6 protein-coding genes are annotated in these 17,466 nt (G+C 71.6%); 3 read left to right on the top strand and 3 right to left on the bottom strand.

Annotated features, from left to right (window positions below; all coding sequences use genetic code 11):
* The first annotated feature begins 181 nt into the window (after positions 1-181).
* Positions 182-10,987 (top strand): invasin domain 3-containing protein, encoded by a 10,806-nt coding sequence (locus tag ASG53_RS19735; RefSeq protein WP_056127994.1) that lies wholly within the window; start codon positions 182-184, stop codon positions 10,985-10,987.
* 75 nt (positions 10,988-11,062) lie between these two features.
* Positions 11,063-11,962 (top strand): hypothetical protein, encoded by a 900-nt coding sequence (locus ASG53_RS02445; RefSeq protein ID WP_156382639.1) that lies wholly within the window; start codon positions 11,063-11,065, stop codon positions 11,960-11,962.
* 34 nt (positions 11,963-11,996) lie between these two features.
* Here ASG53_RS02445 and metX read toward each other — a convergent pair whose 3' ends face one another.
* Complete coding sequence (metX, locus tag ASG53_RS02450; protein WP_200945445.1) at positions 11,997-13,265, bottom strand: homoserine O-acetyltransferase MetX; 1,269 nt, start codon at positions 13,263-13,265, stop codon at positions 11,997-11,999.
* Between the two features lie 109 nt (positions 13,266-13,374).
* The gene (locus ASG53_RS02455) at positions 13,375-14,733 is read right to left on the bottom strand and encodes a bifunctional o-acetylhomoserine/o-acetylserine sulfhydrylase (RefSeq protein ID WP_056127999.1); all 1,359 of its coding nucleotides are present in this window, start codon (positions 14,731-14,733) and stop codon (positions 13,375-13,377) included.
* Positions 14,734-15,213: 480 nt separating this feature from the next.
* Here ASG53_RS02455 and ASG53_RS02460 point away from each other — a divergent pair, with 480 nt between their 5' ends.
* Positions 15,214-16,689 carry a C40 family peptidase gene (locus ASG53_RS02460; protein WP_056128002.1) on the top strand — a complete coding sequence of 492 codons (1,476 nt, stop codon included), beginning with the start codon at positions 15,214-15,216 and terminating at the stop codon, positions 16,687-16,689.
* 159 nt (positions 16,690-16,848) lie between these two features.
* On the opposite strand, the gene ASG53_RS02465 is transcribed toward ASG53_RS02460, so the two are convergent.
* A complete protein-coding gene (locus ASG53_RS02465; RefSeq protein WP_056128005.1) occupies positions 16,849-17,346 on the bottom strand; it encodes an inorganic diphosphatase in 498 nt (165 codons plus the stop codon).
* Positions 17,347-17,466: the final 120 nt, after the last annotated feature.

Genomic DNA, 17,466 nt, shown 5'->3' on the forward strand with positions numbered 1-17,466 from the left:
GCCGGCCTCGAGCCCTCATATGGCACTCAGAATGGGCAGATTTCAAGGCCCGCGGGGCTTGAGAACGTCGAGCGGGTGAAATCTGACCCTAGCATTGCTGCCGCTTCCCCCCAAGACGAGACTCGCCTTACCAACGGGGGCGGTCGCCAAGAGGTCAGTAGACCTCGTCCGGAGGGGACACATGAACACGCGCGACTCGGACCTTGGTCCCAGACCTGCCCGCACCCGTCGGGCCTGGGTCCGGTCTGCCGGCGCCGTCGCGGTCACGGCGATGCTGGCGTCGCTCCTCGCCGTCCTTCCCGCGACCACGGCCTCGGCTGCGGACCGCACCTTCCTCGTCGACAGCCTGAGCGCGGTCGGCGACGACGCGACCGTCGGTGACGGGGTCTGCGCCACGGCCGCAGGGGCGTGCACCCTCCGCGCGGCGCTCCAGGAGTCCAACGCGATCGGCACGACCGACACCGTGACCATCGCTCCCGCCGAGGACGTCGACGCGAGCACCCCCGGGGTGCAGACCTCGGGGACGATCGTCGGGCACGCGACGACGTCCGCGGGCTGGATGTACTCGGGTGCGCTCACGCCGCTCGGCGACCTGGGCGCGTACTTCGTGGCGACGGCTCCGGTGACCCTCGACTTCCAGGGCCGCCTCGGTATCAGATCGCTCAACGACGTCTACGGCTCGACCGCGATCTACCTCAACGGCCCCGGCGTCACGCTCCGGAACTTCACCACCGTGAGGTCCAACGAGACTGCCGTCGTGGTCGGCCCGGCGGGCGACGGCGCCGTCATCGAGAACGGCTCCTCTCTCGACCCGGGCAGCATCGACCTCGAGCGTTTCCTGTGGCTCGCCGACGGTGCGGACCGGGTGACGGTCCGAGCCGTCGAGATCGGCTCGACCTACGCCGCAGGCGGGTCCGCGATCAGGATCGCCGCAGGGGCGACAGTCGACGGTCTGACCCTCGACCGCATCCACATGTACGACCCTGACACCGAGCGCTACACAGGACTCCAGGGTCAGGGGGCAGCGACACTGAGCAACCTCACGGTCATCGGGTCGAGGTTCGAGGGCTTCGGCGGGGCGAACCACGCCCTCGACCTGCGCGGCTTCACGCTCACCAACGCGCAGATCGTCGGGAACACCTTCACCCGCAACAGCCTGACCGCCGGGTACACCCTGGTCTTCATCAACACCCCGGGGCTCGGGGCCCCGAACGTCATCTCGGGCAACACCTTCGACAATGCCGGGGCGAATGCCGGCACCACGTCCTACGCCGTCTACGCCCTCCTGAGCCGGACCGCGGCCCAGCAGAGCGGCTGGCGCATCGAGGACAACTACTTCGACGGCTTCACGAGCAGCTCGGTCTACCTCGCCGGGACCGGGATCCTCACAGCCCAGCGCAACACCTTCGGCACGGCGTCCTACGGAGGCGTCGGTGCGGGCAACGAGACGAGCGCCGTCTCGATGCTGACCAACGCGACCGCGGCCTCCAACTCCCAGGTCTCGACCTGGTACCCCACGGCGACGAGCTATGACTCTGCGCAGTGCACCCTGTCGATCTCCGTCACACCGCCCTCCTCCGGAACCGTCCCGACCGTCCCCGTCAGCATCGACGCGTACTACCTCCCGACAGGCGCGACGAGCGGTGCCACCGTTCACCTGGGCCGCCAGACGCTCAGCGCAGCCGGCCAGATGACTGTCCCCTACACGCTCGGTCCTGGCCAGATCAGGGTGCAGACGATCGACGCGACGGGTAGGGCCTCGCAGTACTCCAGGACGGTCCAGCAGACCCAGGCCGACCTCTGCGGGCCCCGCGTCACGGTCGACCAGGCGGCGAGCCAGGCCGACCCGACCTCTGTGCGCGACCTCAGGTTCACCGTCGCCGTCTCGGAGCCCCTCGCGACCTCGGGTGCGGGTGCCCTCACAGCCTCGGACTTCTCCACGGCAGGCTCGACAGCCCAGGGGACTCGTGTCACGGCGGTGGCGAAGGTGAACGACACCCTCTACACGGTCACGGCCCGCGCGGACGCCTCGGGCACCGTGACACTCTCGCTGCCCGCCGGGGCCGTGTCCGACGCGTCGGGCAACCTCTCCGCCGAGTCGACCTCGACCGACGGGTCGGTCACCTACGTCTCTCCGCTCACGATCGCACCGACGTCGGTCACCGTGACGGAGGGCGACCTCGGCTCCTCTTACACGGTGTCCAGCACGCTCGCGGCGACAGCCCCGATCCTCGTCGCGGCGACAGTCGGCACCCCCGCCTGGGCGACGGTGGACCCTTCGACGGCGAGCCTGCCGACCACGGGCGGCTCGGTCTCGCTGGTCGTCACCGCAGTGGACGACGCCGAGACCGACGGCACGCGGCAGACGACCATCACGCACACGGTGACGTCGACCGACCAGAACTTCGACGGGCTCGTCCTGGCACCGGTCGACCTCACCGTGCTCGACGACGACGTCGTCGACGCGGCACTGTCGACGCTCACCGTGGAGCCGGGCACGGCTGTCGCCGACGGCGTCGACTCGCTCTCGGCGACGGTCACGGCGCGCAACGCTGCGGGCGGTCTCGTCGCAGGCGTGGCGCTCGTCGTCTCGGTGGCACCGGGGGCGTCGCCGGCGTCGACCACCTGCACGACCTCGGCCGCAGGGACCTGCTCGGTCCCGGTCACGTCGACGACGCCGGGCACCTACCAGGTGTCCGCGACCCTCGGCGGCGCCGCGGTCCAGGGGAGCCCGGCGTCGGTGACCTTCGTCGCCGGCCCCGCCGACGCGACGACCTCGACGATCTCCGCCTCGGTCGCCGAGCTCGTGGCTGACAACGCGTCGCAGAGCGAGATCACCGTCCAGCTCCGCGACTCGCTCGGGCACCCGCTCACCACATCGGGGGGCACCGTGGCCATCGCCACGAGCGAGGGCACCGTCGGTCCGACGACAGACAACGGCGACGGGACGTACAGCGCGATCCTCACAGCACCCTCGGAGGTCTCGGTCGCGACGGTGAGCTTCACGCTCGACGCCGTGGTCGGGGCACGGACGACGACGGTGACCTTCGTGCCGGGAGACGCCTCCCCAGCACGCTCGACGATCGTCGCTGCCGACCCGACCCTCGTCGCCGACGGCGCCGCGACGACCGAGGTGACGGTGACGCTCCTCGACGGCTTCGACAACCCGCTCACGGCCTCCGGCGGAGACGTGGTCGTCGCGACGTCGGCCGGGACGGTCTCCGGCACGACCGACAACGGGGACGGGACGTACATCTCCACGCTGACAGCCCCCACGACGACTGGGACGGCCGTGCTGTCCTTCACGGTCGACGGCACCCAGGCGACGGCGACGACAGAGGTCGGGCTCGTCGCCGGACCTGTCGACCTCACGCTCTCGACGATCACCGCAGACCCTGTCGCGATCACGGCCGACGGGACGTCGACGGCCGTCGCGACGGTCCAGCTCCGCGACGCAGCGGGCAACGCCGTCACGACAGGTGGAGGTGACGTCGTCGTCTCGAGCGACCTCGGGACGCTCACCGGGACCGTCGACCAGGGCAACGGCACGTACACGTCCACGCTCACGTCGACCACGACCCCGGGGACCGCGACCTTGACGTTCACCGTCGACGGTGTCGAGGGCTCTGCCCGGGCGACGGTCGACCTCGTGGTCGGTTCCGCCGACCCGACGACCTCGACCATCGACGCCTCCCCGACCTCGATCGTGGCAGACGGCACGTCGACGTCTGCCATCACCGTGCGGCTCCGGGACTCTCAGGGGACGGCGCTCGAGACCTCGGGCGGTATCGTGGTCGTCTCGACAGACCTCGGCTCTGTCTCGGCGACCACAGACAACGGCGACGGCACGTACTCGGCAGTCCTGACCTCGTCGTCCACGACAGGCGCGGCCACCCTCGGCTTCGCGATCGGCGACGACGAGGCGACCAGCACGGCGAGCGTCGCCTTCGTCCCCGGGCCCGTCGACCTCGGGCTGTCGGAGATCTCGGCGAACCCGACCGAGATCCTCGCCGACGGCTCGTCCACATCCCTCGTCTCGGTGCAGCTCAAGGACGCTCAGGGCAACACCATCGTCGGGTCGACCGACGTCGTCTCCATCACGACAGACCTCGGGACCGTCACCGCGACGACGGCCGTGGGAGACGGCCTGCACACGGCGACCCTCACCTCCAGCACCACGGCAGGCACAGCCACCCTCGGGTACGCAGTCGGCGGCATCGACGCACCGGGCTCCGCGCAGGTCGAGCTGCTGGTCGGGGCTGTCGACCTCGCGGCGTCGACGATCGTCGCGACCCCGGACAGCATCGTCGCCGACGGGACGAGCACCTCCCAGCTCGTGGTCCAGCTTCGTGACACGAACGGGAACCCGCTGAAGACCTCCGGTGGGACCATCGTGATCTCGACAGACGCAGGCACCGTCGGAGCCACCACGGACGTCGGTGACGGCACGTACACGGCTGAGCTGACGTCTGCGACGACGGTCGGGGCGGCGACGCTGTCCTTCAGCCTCGACGACGTCCCCGGCGAGGCGACCGCCACGGTCGACTTCACGGCCGGTCCAGCAGCCCTGACGACCTCGACGATCGAGGCGTCCTCGACGTCGATCACGGCTGACGGTGCGTCGAGCTCGACGGTCACCGTCCGGCTGCTCGACGGCAACGGCAACCCGCTGACGACCTCGGGCGGGACCGTCGTGATCGCGACGGACGCAGGGACCGTCGGTGCGACGACGGACGTCGGCGACGGTACGTACACGGCTGTCCTGACGTCTGGGACGACGGCCGGCACGGCGACACTCTCCTTCACCCTGGACGACGTGTCGGCGGAGGCGACCGCGACGGTCGACTTCACGGCCGGCGCGGCCGACCTGACGGCGTCGACGATCGAGGCGTCCCCGACGTCGATCACCGCTGACGGCACGTCAACCTCGACCGTCACCGTCCGGCTGCTCGATGCGAACGGCAACCCCCTGACCTCATCGGGTGGGACGGTGGTTGTCACGACAGACGCGGGCACCGTGGGTACCACGACGGACGTCGGTGACGGGACCTATACGGCCGAGCTGACGTCCTCGACGACGGCCGTCACCGCGACCCTGTCCTTCACCCTGGACGATGTCCCCGCAGAGGCGACCACAGCCGTCGAGCTCCTGGCGGGCGCGGCTGACGCTGCGACCTCGACCATCGAGGCCGCCCCGACGTCCATCACGGCCGACGGCATCTCGACCTCGACGATCACGGTCCAGCTGCTCGATACCAACGGCAACGCCCTGACCACGTCGGGCGGGACGGTAGTCATCGCGACAGAGGGTGGCACTGTCGGTCCGACGACCGACGTCGGCGACGGCACGTACACAGCCGAGCTGACCTCCGCGACGACGGCTGGTACGGCGACGGTCTCCTTCAGCCTGGACGATGCGCCCGGGACGCAGACCGCGAGCGTCGCGTTCACGCCTGGCGACGTCGACCTCTCGGCGTCGACCATCTCGGCCTCGCCGACGACGATCCTGGCCGACGGGACGTCGACCTCCACGGTGACGGTGACGCTCCTCGACGCCAACGGGAACCCGACGGGTACCTCGGGCGGCCTCGTGGTCGTCGCGACAGACCTGGGCACCGTGGGCGCGACGACGGATGCCGGCGACGGCACGTACTCGGCAGTGCTCACCTCGGCTCAGACCGCAGGGACGGCGACGGTCTCCTTCACCCTCGACGGTGCCGGGGCCCCGGCGACGGCGCCCGTCGCGTTCACCGCGGGCGCGGTCGATCTGGGGTCCTCGACGATCGAGGCAGACCCGATGTCGATCACCGCCGACGGTGTCTCGACCTCGACGGTCACCGTGCGGTTGGTCGACGCGAACGGGAACGCGCTGGTGTCCTCGGGTGGCGAGGTGGTGGTGCTCTCCTCGCGTGGGGAGGTGCTGGGCACTGTCGACGAGGGGGACGGGTCCTACACGGCTCTCCTGAGGTCGTCGACGGCTGCGGGTGTCGCTGCCGTGGGGTTCACCCTGGGTGGTGAGGTGGCTGGGCCGACTGTTCCCGTGACCTTCGTGGCGGGTGAGGCTTCGGCTGGCCTGTCGGAGATCTCTGCGAGCCCTGCGTCGATCACGGCTGACGGTGCGTCGACCTCGACGATCACGGTCCGGCTGGTCGACGCGAACGGCAACCCGTTGACGACGTCGGCTGGGACTGTCGCGATCGCGACCGACGCGGGCACCCTGGGTGCCACGACCGACGTGGGTGACGGCACCTACACGGCTGAGCTGACGTCCTCGACGACGGCCGGGACAGCGACGCTGTCGTTCACGCTCGACGACGTGGCCGCGGAGGCGACCACCACGGTCGACCTCACGGCTGGCGCCGTCGACCTGACGACCTCGACCGTCGAGGCGTCCCCGACGTCGATCACCGCTGACGGGACGTCCACCTCGACGGTGACGGTCCGTCTGGTCGACGCGAACGGCAACCCCCTGACGAGCTCGGGCGGGACCGTCCTCGTCTCGACGGACCTCGGCTCGGTCTCCTCGACCACCGACGTCGGCGACGGCACCTACACGGCGACGCTCACCTCGGGGACCTTCGCGGGCCAGGCGACCGTGACTTTCGCAGTCGACGACCAGCCCGCAGAGTCCTCCGCGACGGTCGACCTCCTGCCTGCCGCAGCCGACCCGACGACCTCGACGATCGAGGCGTCCCCGACGTCGATCACGGCCGACGGGGCGTCGACCTCGACGGTGACGGTCCGTCTGGTCGACGCCAACGGCAACGCCCTGACGATCTCCGGCGGGACCGTCGTCGTCGCGACAGACGCCGGGACCGTCGGTGCGACGACGGACGTCGGTGACGGCACGTACACGGCCGAGCTGACGTCCTCGACGACGGCCGGCACGGCGACGCTGTCCTTCACGCTCGGCGACGCGGCTGCGGAGGCCACGGCAGCCGTCGGCTTCGTGGCGGGGCCCGCTGACACCGAGACCTCGACCGTCGAGGCGAGCCCGACGTCGATCACCGCTGACGGCGCCTCGACCTCGACGGTCACCGTCCGGCTGCTCGACACGAACGGCAACCCGCTGACGACCTCCGGCGGTGCCGTCGTCATCGCGACCGACGCGGGGACGCTCGGCACGACGACCGACAACGGCGACGGCACGTACACAGCCGTCCTGACGTCCTCGACGACCACCGGCACGGCGACGCTGTCCTTCACCCTCGACGACGTCCCCGCAGACGCCGCCGCCACGGTCGAGCTCACAGCCGGCGCCGCCGACCTGACCGCCTCGACCATCGAGGCAGACCCGACCACGCTCACGGCCGACGGCTCGTCGACCTCGACGGTCACCGTCCGCCTGGTCGACGCCAACGGCAATCCGCTCACCTCGAGCGGCGGAACCGTCGTGGTCACCTCAGACCTCGGCACCGTGAGCACGGTGACCGACCTCGGGGACGGCAGCTACACAGCGGTCCTCACGGCCGCGACGACGGTCGGGACCGCGACGCTCGGCTTCACGCTCGACGGCTCGGCCGCCGAGGCGACAGCCACCGTCGACCTCGTCGCCGGAGCCCCAGACCCGACGCGGACCACCGTCGAGGTGTCCCCGACGACCCTCGTCGCCGACGGCACGACCACGGCGACAGTCACGGTCCGGACCGTCGACGCCCAGGGCAACCCTGTGGCGGCAGGCGGCGTGCCCGTCACCGTCACGACGGACCTCGGCGCTGTCGGACCCGTCACCGGTCTCGGAGACGGCACCTACACGGCGACCCTCACCTCCGCGACCACCGTGGGCACGGCGACCGTGGGCTTCACGCTCGACGGCGCGGCCGGTGCCCAGACAGCCCAGGCGTCCTTCGTGGCCGGTCCGGGCGACCCCGCGCGCTCTGTCGTCGAGGCCGACCCGACGACCATCACCGCCGACGGGGTCTCCACCTCGACGCTCACCGTCCGTCTGATCGACGCGAACGGCAACCCGCTCACCTCCTCGGGTGGCACCGTCGTGCTGATCACCGACACCGGCTCGGTCAGCGCGACGACAGACCAGGGCGACGGCACGTACACGGCGACCCTCCTGGCTCCCACCACGACAGGGACCGCGACCATCAGCTTCACGGTCGACGGGGTGCCCGCAGAGGCGACAGCCACGGTCGCCCTCGTGGCAGGTGCTGCCGACCCGACCCTGACGACCATCGAGGCGTCTCCGGGGCAGGTCGTCGCCGACGGGGTCTCGACTTCTGTGGTGACCGTCAGGCTCCGGGACGCTCTCGGCAACCCCATCACCTCCTCCCGCGAGACCGTCGTCGTCGCGACAGACGCGGGGACGGTCTCGGGGACCACCGACGTCGGCGACGGCACCTACACAACGACGCTCACCTCAGCCGTGACCGCCGGGGTCGCGACCCTCAGCTTCACTCTCGACGGGACCCCTGGTCTCGAGACGGCGGCAGTGACCTTCGTCGCCGGGACAGCCAGCCCCACGACCTCGACGATCGAGGCCTCCCCGGACGTGCTGCTCGCCGACGGCACGTCGACCTCGGACGTCACGGTCCGGCTCAGCGACGCCAATGGCAACCCGCTGACGTCCTCCGGCGGGACCGTCGTGGTCTCCACGACCGCTGGCTCGGTGACTGCTGCCACAGACAACGGAGGCGGCACCTACTCGGCGACCTACACAGCGGCCACCACACCCGGCACGGCTGTCCTGAGCTTCACGGTCGGGGGTGTCGCCGCCGACGAGACGGCGACTGTCGACCTGGTCGTCGGTGCTGGTAACCCGACCACCTCGACGATCTCGGCCTCGGAGTCCACCCTCGTCGTGGGAGACGACGTCGAGTCCGTCATCACCGTGCAGCTGCGCGACCTCGCAGGGAACACCCTGACCACCTCGGGCGGCGCCGTGGTGATCGCGACAGACGCCGGGACCCTCTCGGCGACGTCAGACAACGGTGACGGCAGCTACTCGGCTGTGCTCACGGCACCGCTCGTCGCTGGTCAGGCGACGGTGTCCTACACGCTCGACGGCACACCGGGCACGCGCACCCTCGTGGTGAGCTTCGTGGAGGGAGAGGCCTCGCCGTCGACCTCTCAGATCTTGGCCGCCCCGAGCTCGATCGTCGCCGACGGTGTCGACGGGGCGACCGTCACCGTCCGCCTCTTCGACGGCTTCGGCAACCCCCTCGTCTCGTCGGGCGGCACGGTGGTCGTCACCACCTCGCTGGGTGACGTGACGGCCACGACCGACCTCGGAGACGGCACCTACACGGCCCGCCTCACAGGCACCAGCACCGGGGACGCGACCCTCGGCTTCTCGATCGGCGGGACCCAGGCCTCGGCGACGACTGTCGTGTCCCTCGTCCCCGGGGGAGCCGACCCCGCGACGTCGACGGTCTCGGCCTCCCCGACGGTCCTCGTGGCCGACGGGACGAGCACCTCGGCCGTGACGGTCCGGCTGCGCGACGCACAGGGCAACCCGCTGACGACAGGGGGCGGCGCCGTGACCTTCTCCACGGACCTCGGCACGCTTTCGGGCGTCACCGACAACGGCGACGGCTCGTCCACAGCGACGCTCACGACGGCCACGACGGCCGGGACGGCCACGGTCTCCTTCGCCGTCGACGGCGTCCCGGGGACCGGGACGGCGACGGTCGAGCTCGTCGCCGGTCCGCCCTCACCGACGACGTCGACCCTCACCGTCGCACCCACGACCATCGAGTCCGGAGGCGTCGACGCGTCGACGCTCACGGTCCGGCTGCTGGACTCCGTAGGGAACCCGCTCACCCAGGGCGGAGCCGCTGTCGTCCTCTCCACGGACCTGGGCGAGGTCTCGCCGACGGTCGACCAGGGGGACGGCACGTACACGGCGACCCTCACCTCGCTCGCGCCGGGGACGGCGACCGTCACCTTCACGGTCGGCGGGACCACCGCGGACGCGACGAGCACCGTCCAGGTCGTCGACACGACAGCCGCCGAGGCGCCGGCGATCCTCGCGCCGACCGACGGCAGCCGGGTCAGCCCGACGGTCCAGATCTCAGGGTCTGGGGCGTCCGGGGCGACGCTCACGGTCTCTGTCGTCGGCGGGGGCGAGATCTGCACAGTCGTCGTGACGACCTCGGGGACGTGGGCCTGCAGCCCAGCCCAGCCGCTGCCCGAGGGCACGACGACCTTCGTCGCCACCCAGGTGGACGGGTCCGGGAGGACGAGCGTCGGCTCCACACCCGTGAGCGTCGTCGTGGACGGGACCGCGCCGCCCGCCCCGGATCTCGATCCCACCACGGGCGACCTCGTCACCGGGCTCTCCGAGCCCGGGACCACGGTGACCGTCAGCGACTCCGGTGGCACAGTGCTCTGCACCGCGACAGCCGGACCCGACGGTCGCTTCGTCTGCGACCCCGAGGAGCAGGTCCCCGCAGGGACGCTCCTCTCGGCGACAGCGACCGACGAGGCGGGCAACACCTCCGAGGCCTCCTTCGTCAGGGTCGGCGGCGCGTCCCTCACCCTCGAGGCCGAGAGCCTCCTCAGCGGTGCTGAGCAGGTCGCGTACGGTCGCGGGTTCCTGCCCGGAGAGACCGTGGCTGGTCTCCTCGAGTCGACGCCCGTCGACCTCGGGACCCAGGTCGCCGACGCTGACGGCACGGTGACCTTCTCCTTCGTGCTCCCGGCCGACATCGAGCTCGGTGCGCACACCGTGACCCTCACGGGGGAGCGCAGCGGCAGCGTGGCAGCCGACTTCGAGGTGGTCGCGGCACCCGTCGACCCGACCCTGCCGACCCCGCCGACCACCCCAACTACCCCGGCCCTGCCGACCACCCCGAGCGTGGCACCGGGGAGCTCTGGTCCCTCAGCGCCAGCGGCACCGACGCCTTCCACCCCCCAGCACGGGCTGCTGTCCAGGACAGGTGCCGATCCCGCAGGTGCGCTCGTGGCGGCGGCTGCGGTGCTCCTCGGCCTGCTGCTGCTCGGAGCCTCGCGCCGGCGACGCGGGGAGGACGTGTGACGCTCCGGGGCGGAGAGTGAGCGCCCCGCAGCCTCCCGCCCCGGCTGCAAGCAGGTTCCCCGTACGCTGTGCCTCATGACCCGCAGCAGACGCAACCCCGCCCGTTCTGGCGCCGCAGGGGTGCTCGTCCTCGTCGTCTCCGTCCTCCTGCCGCTCACGCTCGCAGCACGGTGGGCGGACGACACCGTGGCGGACACCGACGGGTACGTCGCCGTCGCCGACGAGGTCGTCGCCGACCCTGCGGTCCAGGCAGCCCTCGCCGACCAGCTGACCACCCAGGTGGTCGGGCAGGTGCCCGCGACAGGGGTCGCGACGGTCGACACCGGGGTGCGCGGCATCGTCGAGGGAGCCGTGCAGCAGGCCGTGGCCAGCGATACCTTCGCCTCGGTCTGGTCACAGGCGAACCGCACGGCTCACAGCACGGTCCTCGCCCTGCTCCAGGGTGAGACCTCCCGCGTCACCCTCGACGACTCTGGTCAGGTGGTCCTCGAGCTCGGAGCCGTGGCCGACGCCGTCACCGCACGGATCGTCGAGTCCGGGCTCGTCAGCGCCGACGCGATCCCGACCTTCGACACGAGCGTCCCGTTGTTCCAGAGCAGCGCCCTCGACGACGCCCGGACCGGCTACGAGGCCCTCACGCTCGTCGCGACCTGGGCGCCGTGGGTCGCGCTCGCGGTCCTCGTGCTGGCTCTCGCCCTCGCGTACTCCCGCGGCCTCGTGCTCCTCTGGGTCGGCGTCCTGTCTGCCGTGGGCACGGGGCTGCTCATGGCAGCCCTCGGGCTGCTCTCCGAGCGGGCGACCCTCGCGGTCACCAGCCCGTCTGTCTCGCCGGCTCTCGTGGGGTCGATCACCGACGTGTTCACCGAGTCCGCCCAGCACGCCCTGCGGACGGGGCTCGTCGTCTCCGGGGCGCTCGTGGTCGTGGGGGTCGTGGTGCTCCTCGTCGAGAAGACCCTCCGGTCGCACCGGGCCTAGCCGTGCTCGGACAGGACCGTCCGTGCCGCGACGCTCAGCGGCGCTTGTGCACCCCGGCGAGGAACTCGCCGACGATCGGCCCGAGCTGGTCGAACTCGATGAGGAACCCGTCGTGCCCGTAGGCCGAGCGCAGCAGCCGCACGGGCTCGGCGCGCGGGACCTCCCGCGCGATCCGCTCCGACTCGGCCGGGAGGAACAGCCTGTCGGTGTCCACGCCGACCACCAGCACCCGTGAGCGGATGGACTGGAGCGCCGTCGTCACACCGCCCCGGTCCCGGCCGAGGTCGTGGGTCAGCATCGACTCGGTGAGCACCACGTAGCTGTTGGCGTCGAAGCGGCGGGCGAGCTTGGACGCGTGGTGGTCCAGGTAGGACTGCACGGCGAACCGTCCGCCGTGCATGGGGTCGTCGCCGCCCTGCGGGATCCGCCCGAAGCGCTCGTCGAACTCGAGGGCGCTGCGGTAGGTGGTGTGGGCGATCGACCGGGCGATGCCGAGGCCGACGTGCGGACCGTCGCCGTCGGCCGCGTCGTAGTAGTCGCCGCCGCGGAACCTCGGGTCGGCGTGGATGGCGGTGAGCTGCGGGTGCGCCCAGGCGATCTGGTCCCCGGGGGTCTGCGCAGCCGAGGCGATGATCGCGGCGGACTCGACCTCGATGCCGGCCTCGGGGCCGAGCAGCGTCCACTCGAGAGCCCGCAGCCCTCCCATCGAGGCGCCGACCACGAGGGCCCACGAGGTGATGCCCAGCGACCTGGAGAGCTCGATCTCGGCGGCGACCTGGTCGCGCACGGTGATGATCGGGAAGGCAGAGCCCCACGGCGCGCCGTCGGGCGCGAGGCTCGACGGCCCCGTCGACCCCTGGCAGCCGCCGACCACGTTCGGGGCCACCACGTAGTACCTGTCGGTGTCGATGGGTGCGCCCGGCCCCACCATCTCGGACCACCAGCCGGCGGTCGGGTGGCCCGGGCCCGCCTCGCCGGTGACGTGGCTGTCGCCGGTGAGGGCGTGCAGCACGAGCACGGCGTTGTCCCGGCGGTCGTTGAGCGTGCCCCACGACTCGTAGGCGACCTGGACGCCGGGGAGCTGCCCGCCACCCTCGAGCTCGAGGGTGCCGATCTCGACGTGCTGCCTGTCGCCGACGGGGTCGCCGGGTCGCCAGGCGCCGCTCGCCGGGAAGGTGGTCGGGTCTAGGCGTCGCGACTGCGCGCGCGAGGGCCCCCCGGAGCGGCTCCAGCCCTGCGGCTGGGGAGCGCCCCGGTCGACGTCGTCGGTCCGGTCGCCCGGACGCTGCTGCTCGTCGGTCATCGTCGTCCACTGTACGGAGGTCCCGGCGCCCGGCACCCGGGTGTCCACGGCGGCCCGTGACGGGTCGTCGCGGCCTGGGCGGGACGCCGGGACCTCGCTCACTGTCGGCTCACGCGTCCTGCGCGGCGGGTGCTCCGGCGGCACCCTCGACGGCACCCTTGGCGGCGATGAAGCCACCCTCGAGGTCGGCGAGGATGTCGTCGACGTGCTCGATGCCCACGCTCAGCCTGACGAGACCCGGCGTGACGCCGGAGGCCGCCTGCTCCTCGGGCGACAGCTGGCTGTGGGTCGTGGACGCCGGGTGGATGACGAGGGAACGGACGTCGCCGATGTTCGCGACGTTCGAGTGCAGCTCGAGCGCCGACACGAAGGCCTGCCCGGCGGGGGAGCCGCCCTCGATCTCGAAGGCGACGATCGCGCCAGCACCGCGCGGCGTGTACTTGAGGGCGTTGGCGTGCCACGGGCTCGACTCGAGGCCGGCGTAGTGGACGCGGGCCACGTCGTCGCGGGCCTCGAGCCAGGCCGCGACTGTCGCCGCGTTCGAGACGTGCCGCTCGACGCGCAGCGACAGCGTCTCGATGCCCTGCGCGATGAGGAAGGCGTTGAAGGGCGAGATGGCCGAGCCGAGGTCGCGGAGCAGCTGCACGCGCGCCTTGAGGACGTAGGCGAGGTTCGCGCCGAGGATCCCGTCGACGCCGAGGTCGCGGGCGTAGACGAGCCCGTCGTAGCTGGGGTCCGGGGTGTTGAAGCCGGGGAAGCGCTCGGGGTCCTTCGAGAAGTCGAAGTTGCCGGAGTCGACGATCACGCCGCCGATGGCCGAGCCGTGCCCGCCGAGGTACTTGGTGGCCGAGTGCACGACGATGTCCGCGCCGAACTCGATCGGGCGCAGCAGGTAGGGGGTCGCCACGGTGTTGTCGACGATGAGCGGGACGCCGACCTCGTGCGCGACGGCGGCGACGGCCTCGATGTCGAGGATGTCGGCCTGCGGGTTCGGGATGGTCTCGCCGAAGAACGCCTTGGTGCTCGGGCGGACGGCGTCGCGCCAGGCCTGCGGGTCGTGCGGGTCGGTGACAAAGGTCGTGGTGATGCCGAGCTTCGACAGCGTGTTCTGGAGCAGGTTGTACGTGCCGCCGTAGAGCGAGGGGCTCGCCACCACGTGGTCACCGGCCTCGGCGACGTTGAGGATCGCGAAGGTGGTCGCAGCCTGCCCGGAGGAGAGCAGCAGCGCACCGACACCGCCCTCGAGGTCGGCGATGCGGTTCTCGACGGCCTCCTGCGTGGGGTTGCCGATGCGCGTGTAGATCGGGCCGAGGTCCTTGAGGGCGAAGCGGTCAGCGGCGACGCCAGCATCGGGGAACACGAAGGAGGTGGTCTGGAAGATCGGCAGCGCGCGCGCCCCGGTCGTCGGGTCGGGGGTCTGGCCGGCGTGGATCTGACGGGTCTCGAAGGACCAGCTGGGCGAGGTCATGAGGGCTCCTGGGAAGGTCGGGTGCGGGGAGCGCGTGCCGCACCTGTGCGACCGGCCGCGGCGGCCTGTCGCGTCCCTGCGAGAGCAGGAGGGGCAGACGGGGCCGGGAGCGGCCGGACGGCCTGCGGTCCGTCCCGCAGGGGCCAGGCTGGTTCGACGACGCGCTGTCGAGCAGTGAGCCTCGGGGTTGACGCCGGGTAGGGCGCGGGTCCGCGGGCTCGGTGAGCTCAGGGGTGCTCGGTCAGCAACACATTCGCATCGTCATGCTGGGAGCGTAGGGCGCCGCAGCGGCCCAGGGGAAGCCGCGAGGGCCTGCTGTCTCACTGTGTGGACACCGCGTCTCACGCCGCGGGTGGGGCTCGTGTGACGTGTGGTGCGGGTGATACTTGCGTGAACGGTGTGACAGATGTTCACAGACGGGGCATCCGTGGGTACGCTCACGAGGACCGTCACGAGATTCATGCGAGAGGACCACCCGAGATGGCGTCACCCCTGCGCGACAGGCGGGCAGCAGCACGTCGCGGTCCCCTCGTCGGAGCTCTTGCCCTGAGCTTCGTCATCGGTCTCGGAGCCAGCACCCCTGCGCTCGCCGACGACCCCGTCCCCTCGCAGGACGAGGTCGACCGGGCTCGTGGGCAGGTCGCGCAGGCCGCGACAGACGTCGCCGCGATGGACGTCCAGATCGCCCAGCTCGAGCAGACCCAGCAGACCGCGCTCGAAGACGCCGCGCTCGCCGGGTCGGCCTACACGCAGGCCGTCGTCGACTACGACGCCGCGGTCCTCGTCGCGAGCGAGGCGACGACCAAGAGCGAGGCCGCTGCTGCGCGGGCCGAAGAGTCGCGCAAGCTCCTCGTGGGGATCGCCCGCGAGAGCTCCCGCAACGGTGGTGGGCTCGACCAGGTGGGCATGCTCCTCACTGTCGACGGCGTCCAGGACGCCGTGAGCGAGGCCAACGCCGTCGACCTCGTCGGCTCCAAGGCCGACAAGGCCGTCCAGCAGTTCCAGGCCGACACCGTCGTCGCCGAGACCCTCAAGGGGATCGCGGACCAGGCTGTCGCCGACCAGCAGACGAAGAAGGACGAGGCTGACACCGCGCTCGCCTCCGCCCAGCAGAAGCAGGCCGAGGCCGACACCGCGGTGAGCGACGCGGCCGCGCAGCGCACGACCCTCGTCAACGCTCTCGCCGCGGCCCGCAGCACGAGCGTGGAGGTCGAGCAGCAGCGCCAGGACGGTCTCGCCGCCCAGCGTGCCGCCGCAGCCGAAGAGGCAGCCCGGGCCCGCGTCGAGCGCGAGGTCGTCCCGGCCGCCTCGCCTGTCCCCGCACAGCCGAGCACGCCGGCGACCGACCGGCCGGGGACCACCCCGGCCCCGACCACGCCGGCCCCCACGACCCCGGCACCGACCACCCCGGCACCGACGACGCCTGCGCCCACGACGCCGACGAACCCGGCTCCCACGACGCCCCCCGTCGTGACCCCGCCCGTGGTCACCCCGCCCGTCGTGACGCCTCCTGTCGTGACCCCGCCCGTGGTCAAGCCCCCCGTCACGCCGCCGCCGTCGACAGGTGGCAGCTGGCGCGGCAGCGCCGCGCAGGGCCAGGCGGCCGTCGACTGGGCGAAGACCCAGACCGGTCTGCCCTACGTCTGGGGTGCCAACGGACCGAGCGCCTACGACTGCTCGGGCCTCACCTCGAAGGCCTGGGGCAACGCCGGTCTCTCGATCCGCCGGACCTCGCGCGACCAGTACACGCAGTCGGCCAAGGTGAGCCTCGACGCCATGCGTCCGGGCGACCTGGTCTTCTGGGCCTCGAACCCGAACGACCCGTCGACGATCTTCCACGTGGCCATGTACGCCGGCAACGGGCAGATCGTCGAGGCCGCCGAGCCCGGCGTGCCCTCGCGCGTGACGCACATGCGCTGGAACAAGACCCTCGTCCCCGTCGCCGGTCGCCCCTGACCGATCCGGGCCTCTGCAGGCATCTGCGGGCATCTGCCCAGCACAGCAGGTACGACGAAGGGCGGCTCCCGCGGGAGCCGCCCTTCGTCGTACCTGCTGCGTGTCGTACCTGCTGTGCTCTGGTGCTGCGCGAGCCGGGGTCACCGGCCCGCGGCGGCCTCAGTGGTTGTAGTAGCCCGCGTCCTTGGCCCGCTGGAAGGAGCGCTCGATCTCTGCCTCGGCCTCGGCCTTGCCGGTCCAGTGGGCGCCCTCGACGGACTTGCCCGGCTCGAGGTCCTTGTAGACCTCGAAGAAGTGCTGGACCTCGAGACGGTGGAAGTCCGAGACGTCGTCGATGTCCTGGCGCCACGCGGCACGCTGGTCGCCGGTCGGCACGCAGAGGACCTTGTCGTCGCCGCCGGCCTCGTCGCGCATGCGGAACATGCCGAGCGCGCGGCAGCGGATCAGGCAGCCGGGGAAGGTCGGCTCCTCGAGCAGGACGAGCGCGTCGAGCGGGTCGCCGTCCTCGCCGAGCGTGCCCTCGATGAACCCGTAGTCGTCCGGGTACCGCGTAGAGGTGAAGAGCATGCGGTCCAGACGGATGCGACCGGTCTTGTGGTCGACCTCGTACTTGTTGCGCTGACCCTTGGGGATCTCGATCGTGACGTCGAACTCCACTGTTCTTTCCTCCAGTAGCACCGTTCCCGTGGCAGGCGGTGCGCCGGGGAGTGCGGTCGTGATGCGGCCTGTCGACAGGCCGACGGTCGGTGTGTCCACTCGCCAGGGTAGACGACAACC

The organism is Sanguibacter sp. Leaf3, from assembly GCF_001425965.1.
GTDB classification, from domain to species: Bacteria; Actinomycetota; Actinomycetes; order Actinomycetales; family Cellulomonadaceae; genus Sanguibacter; species Sanguibacter inulinus.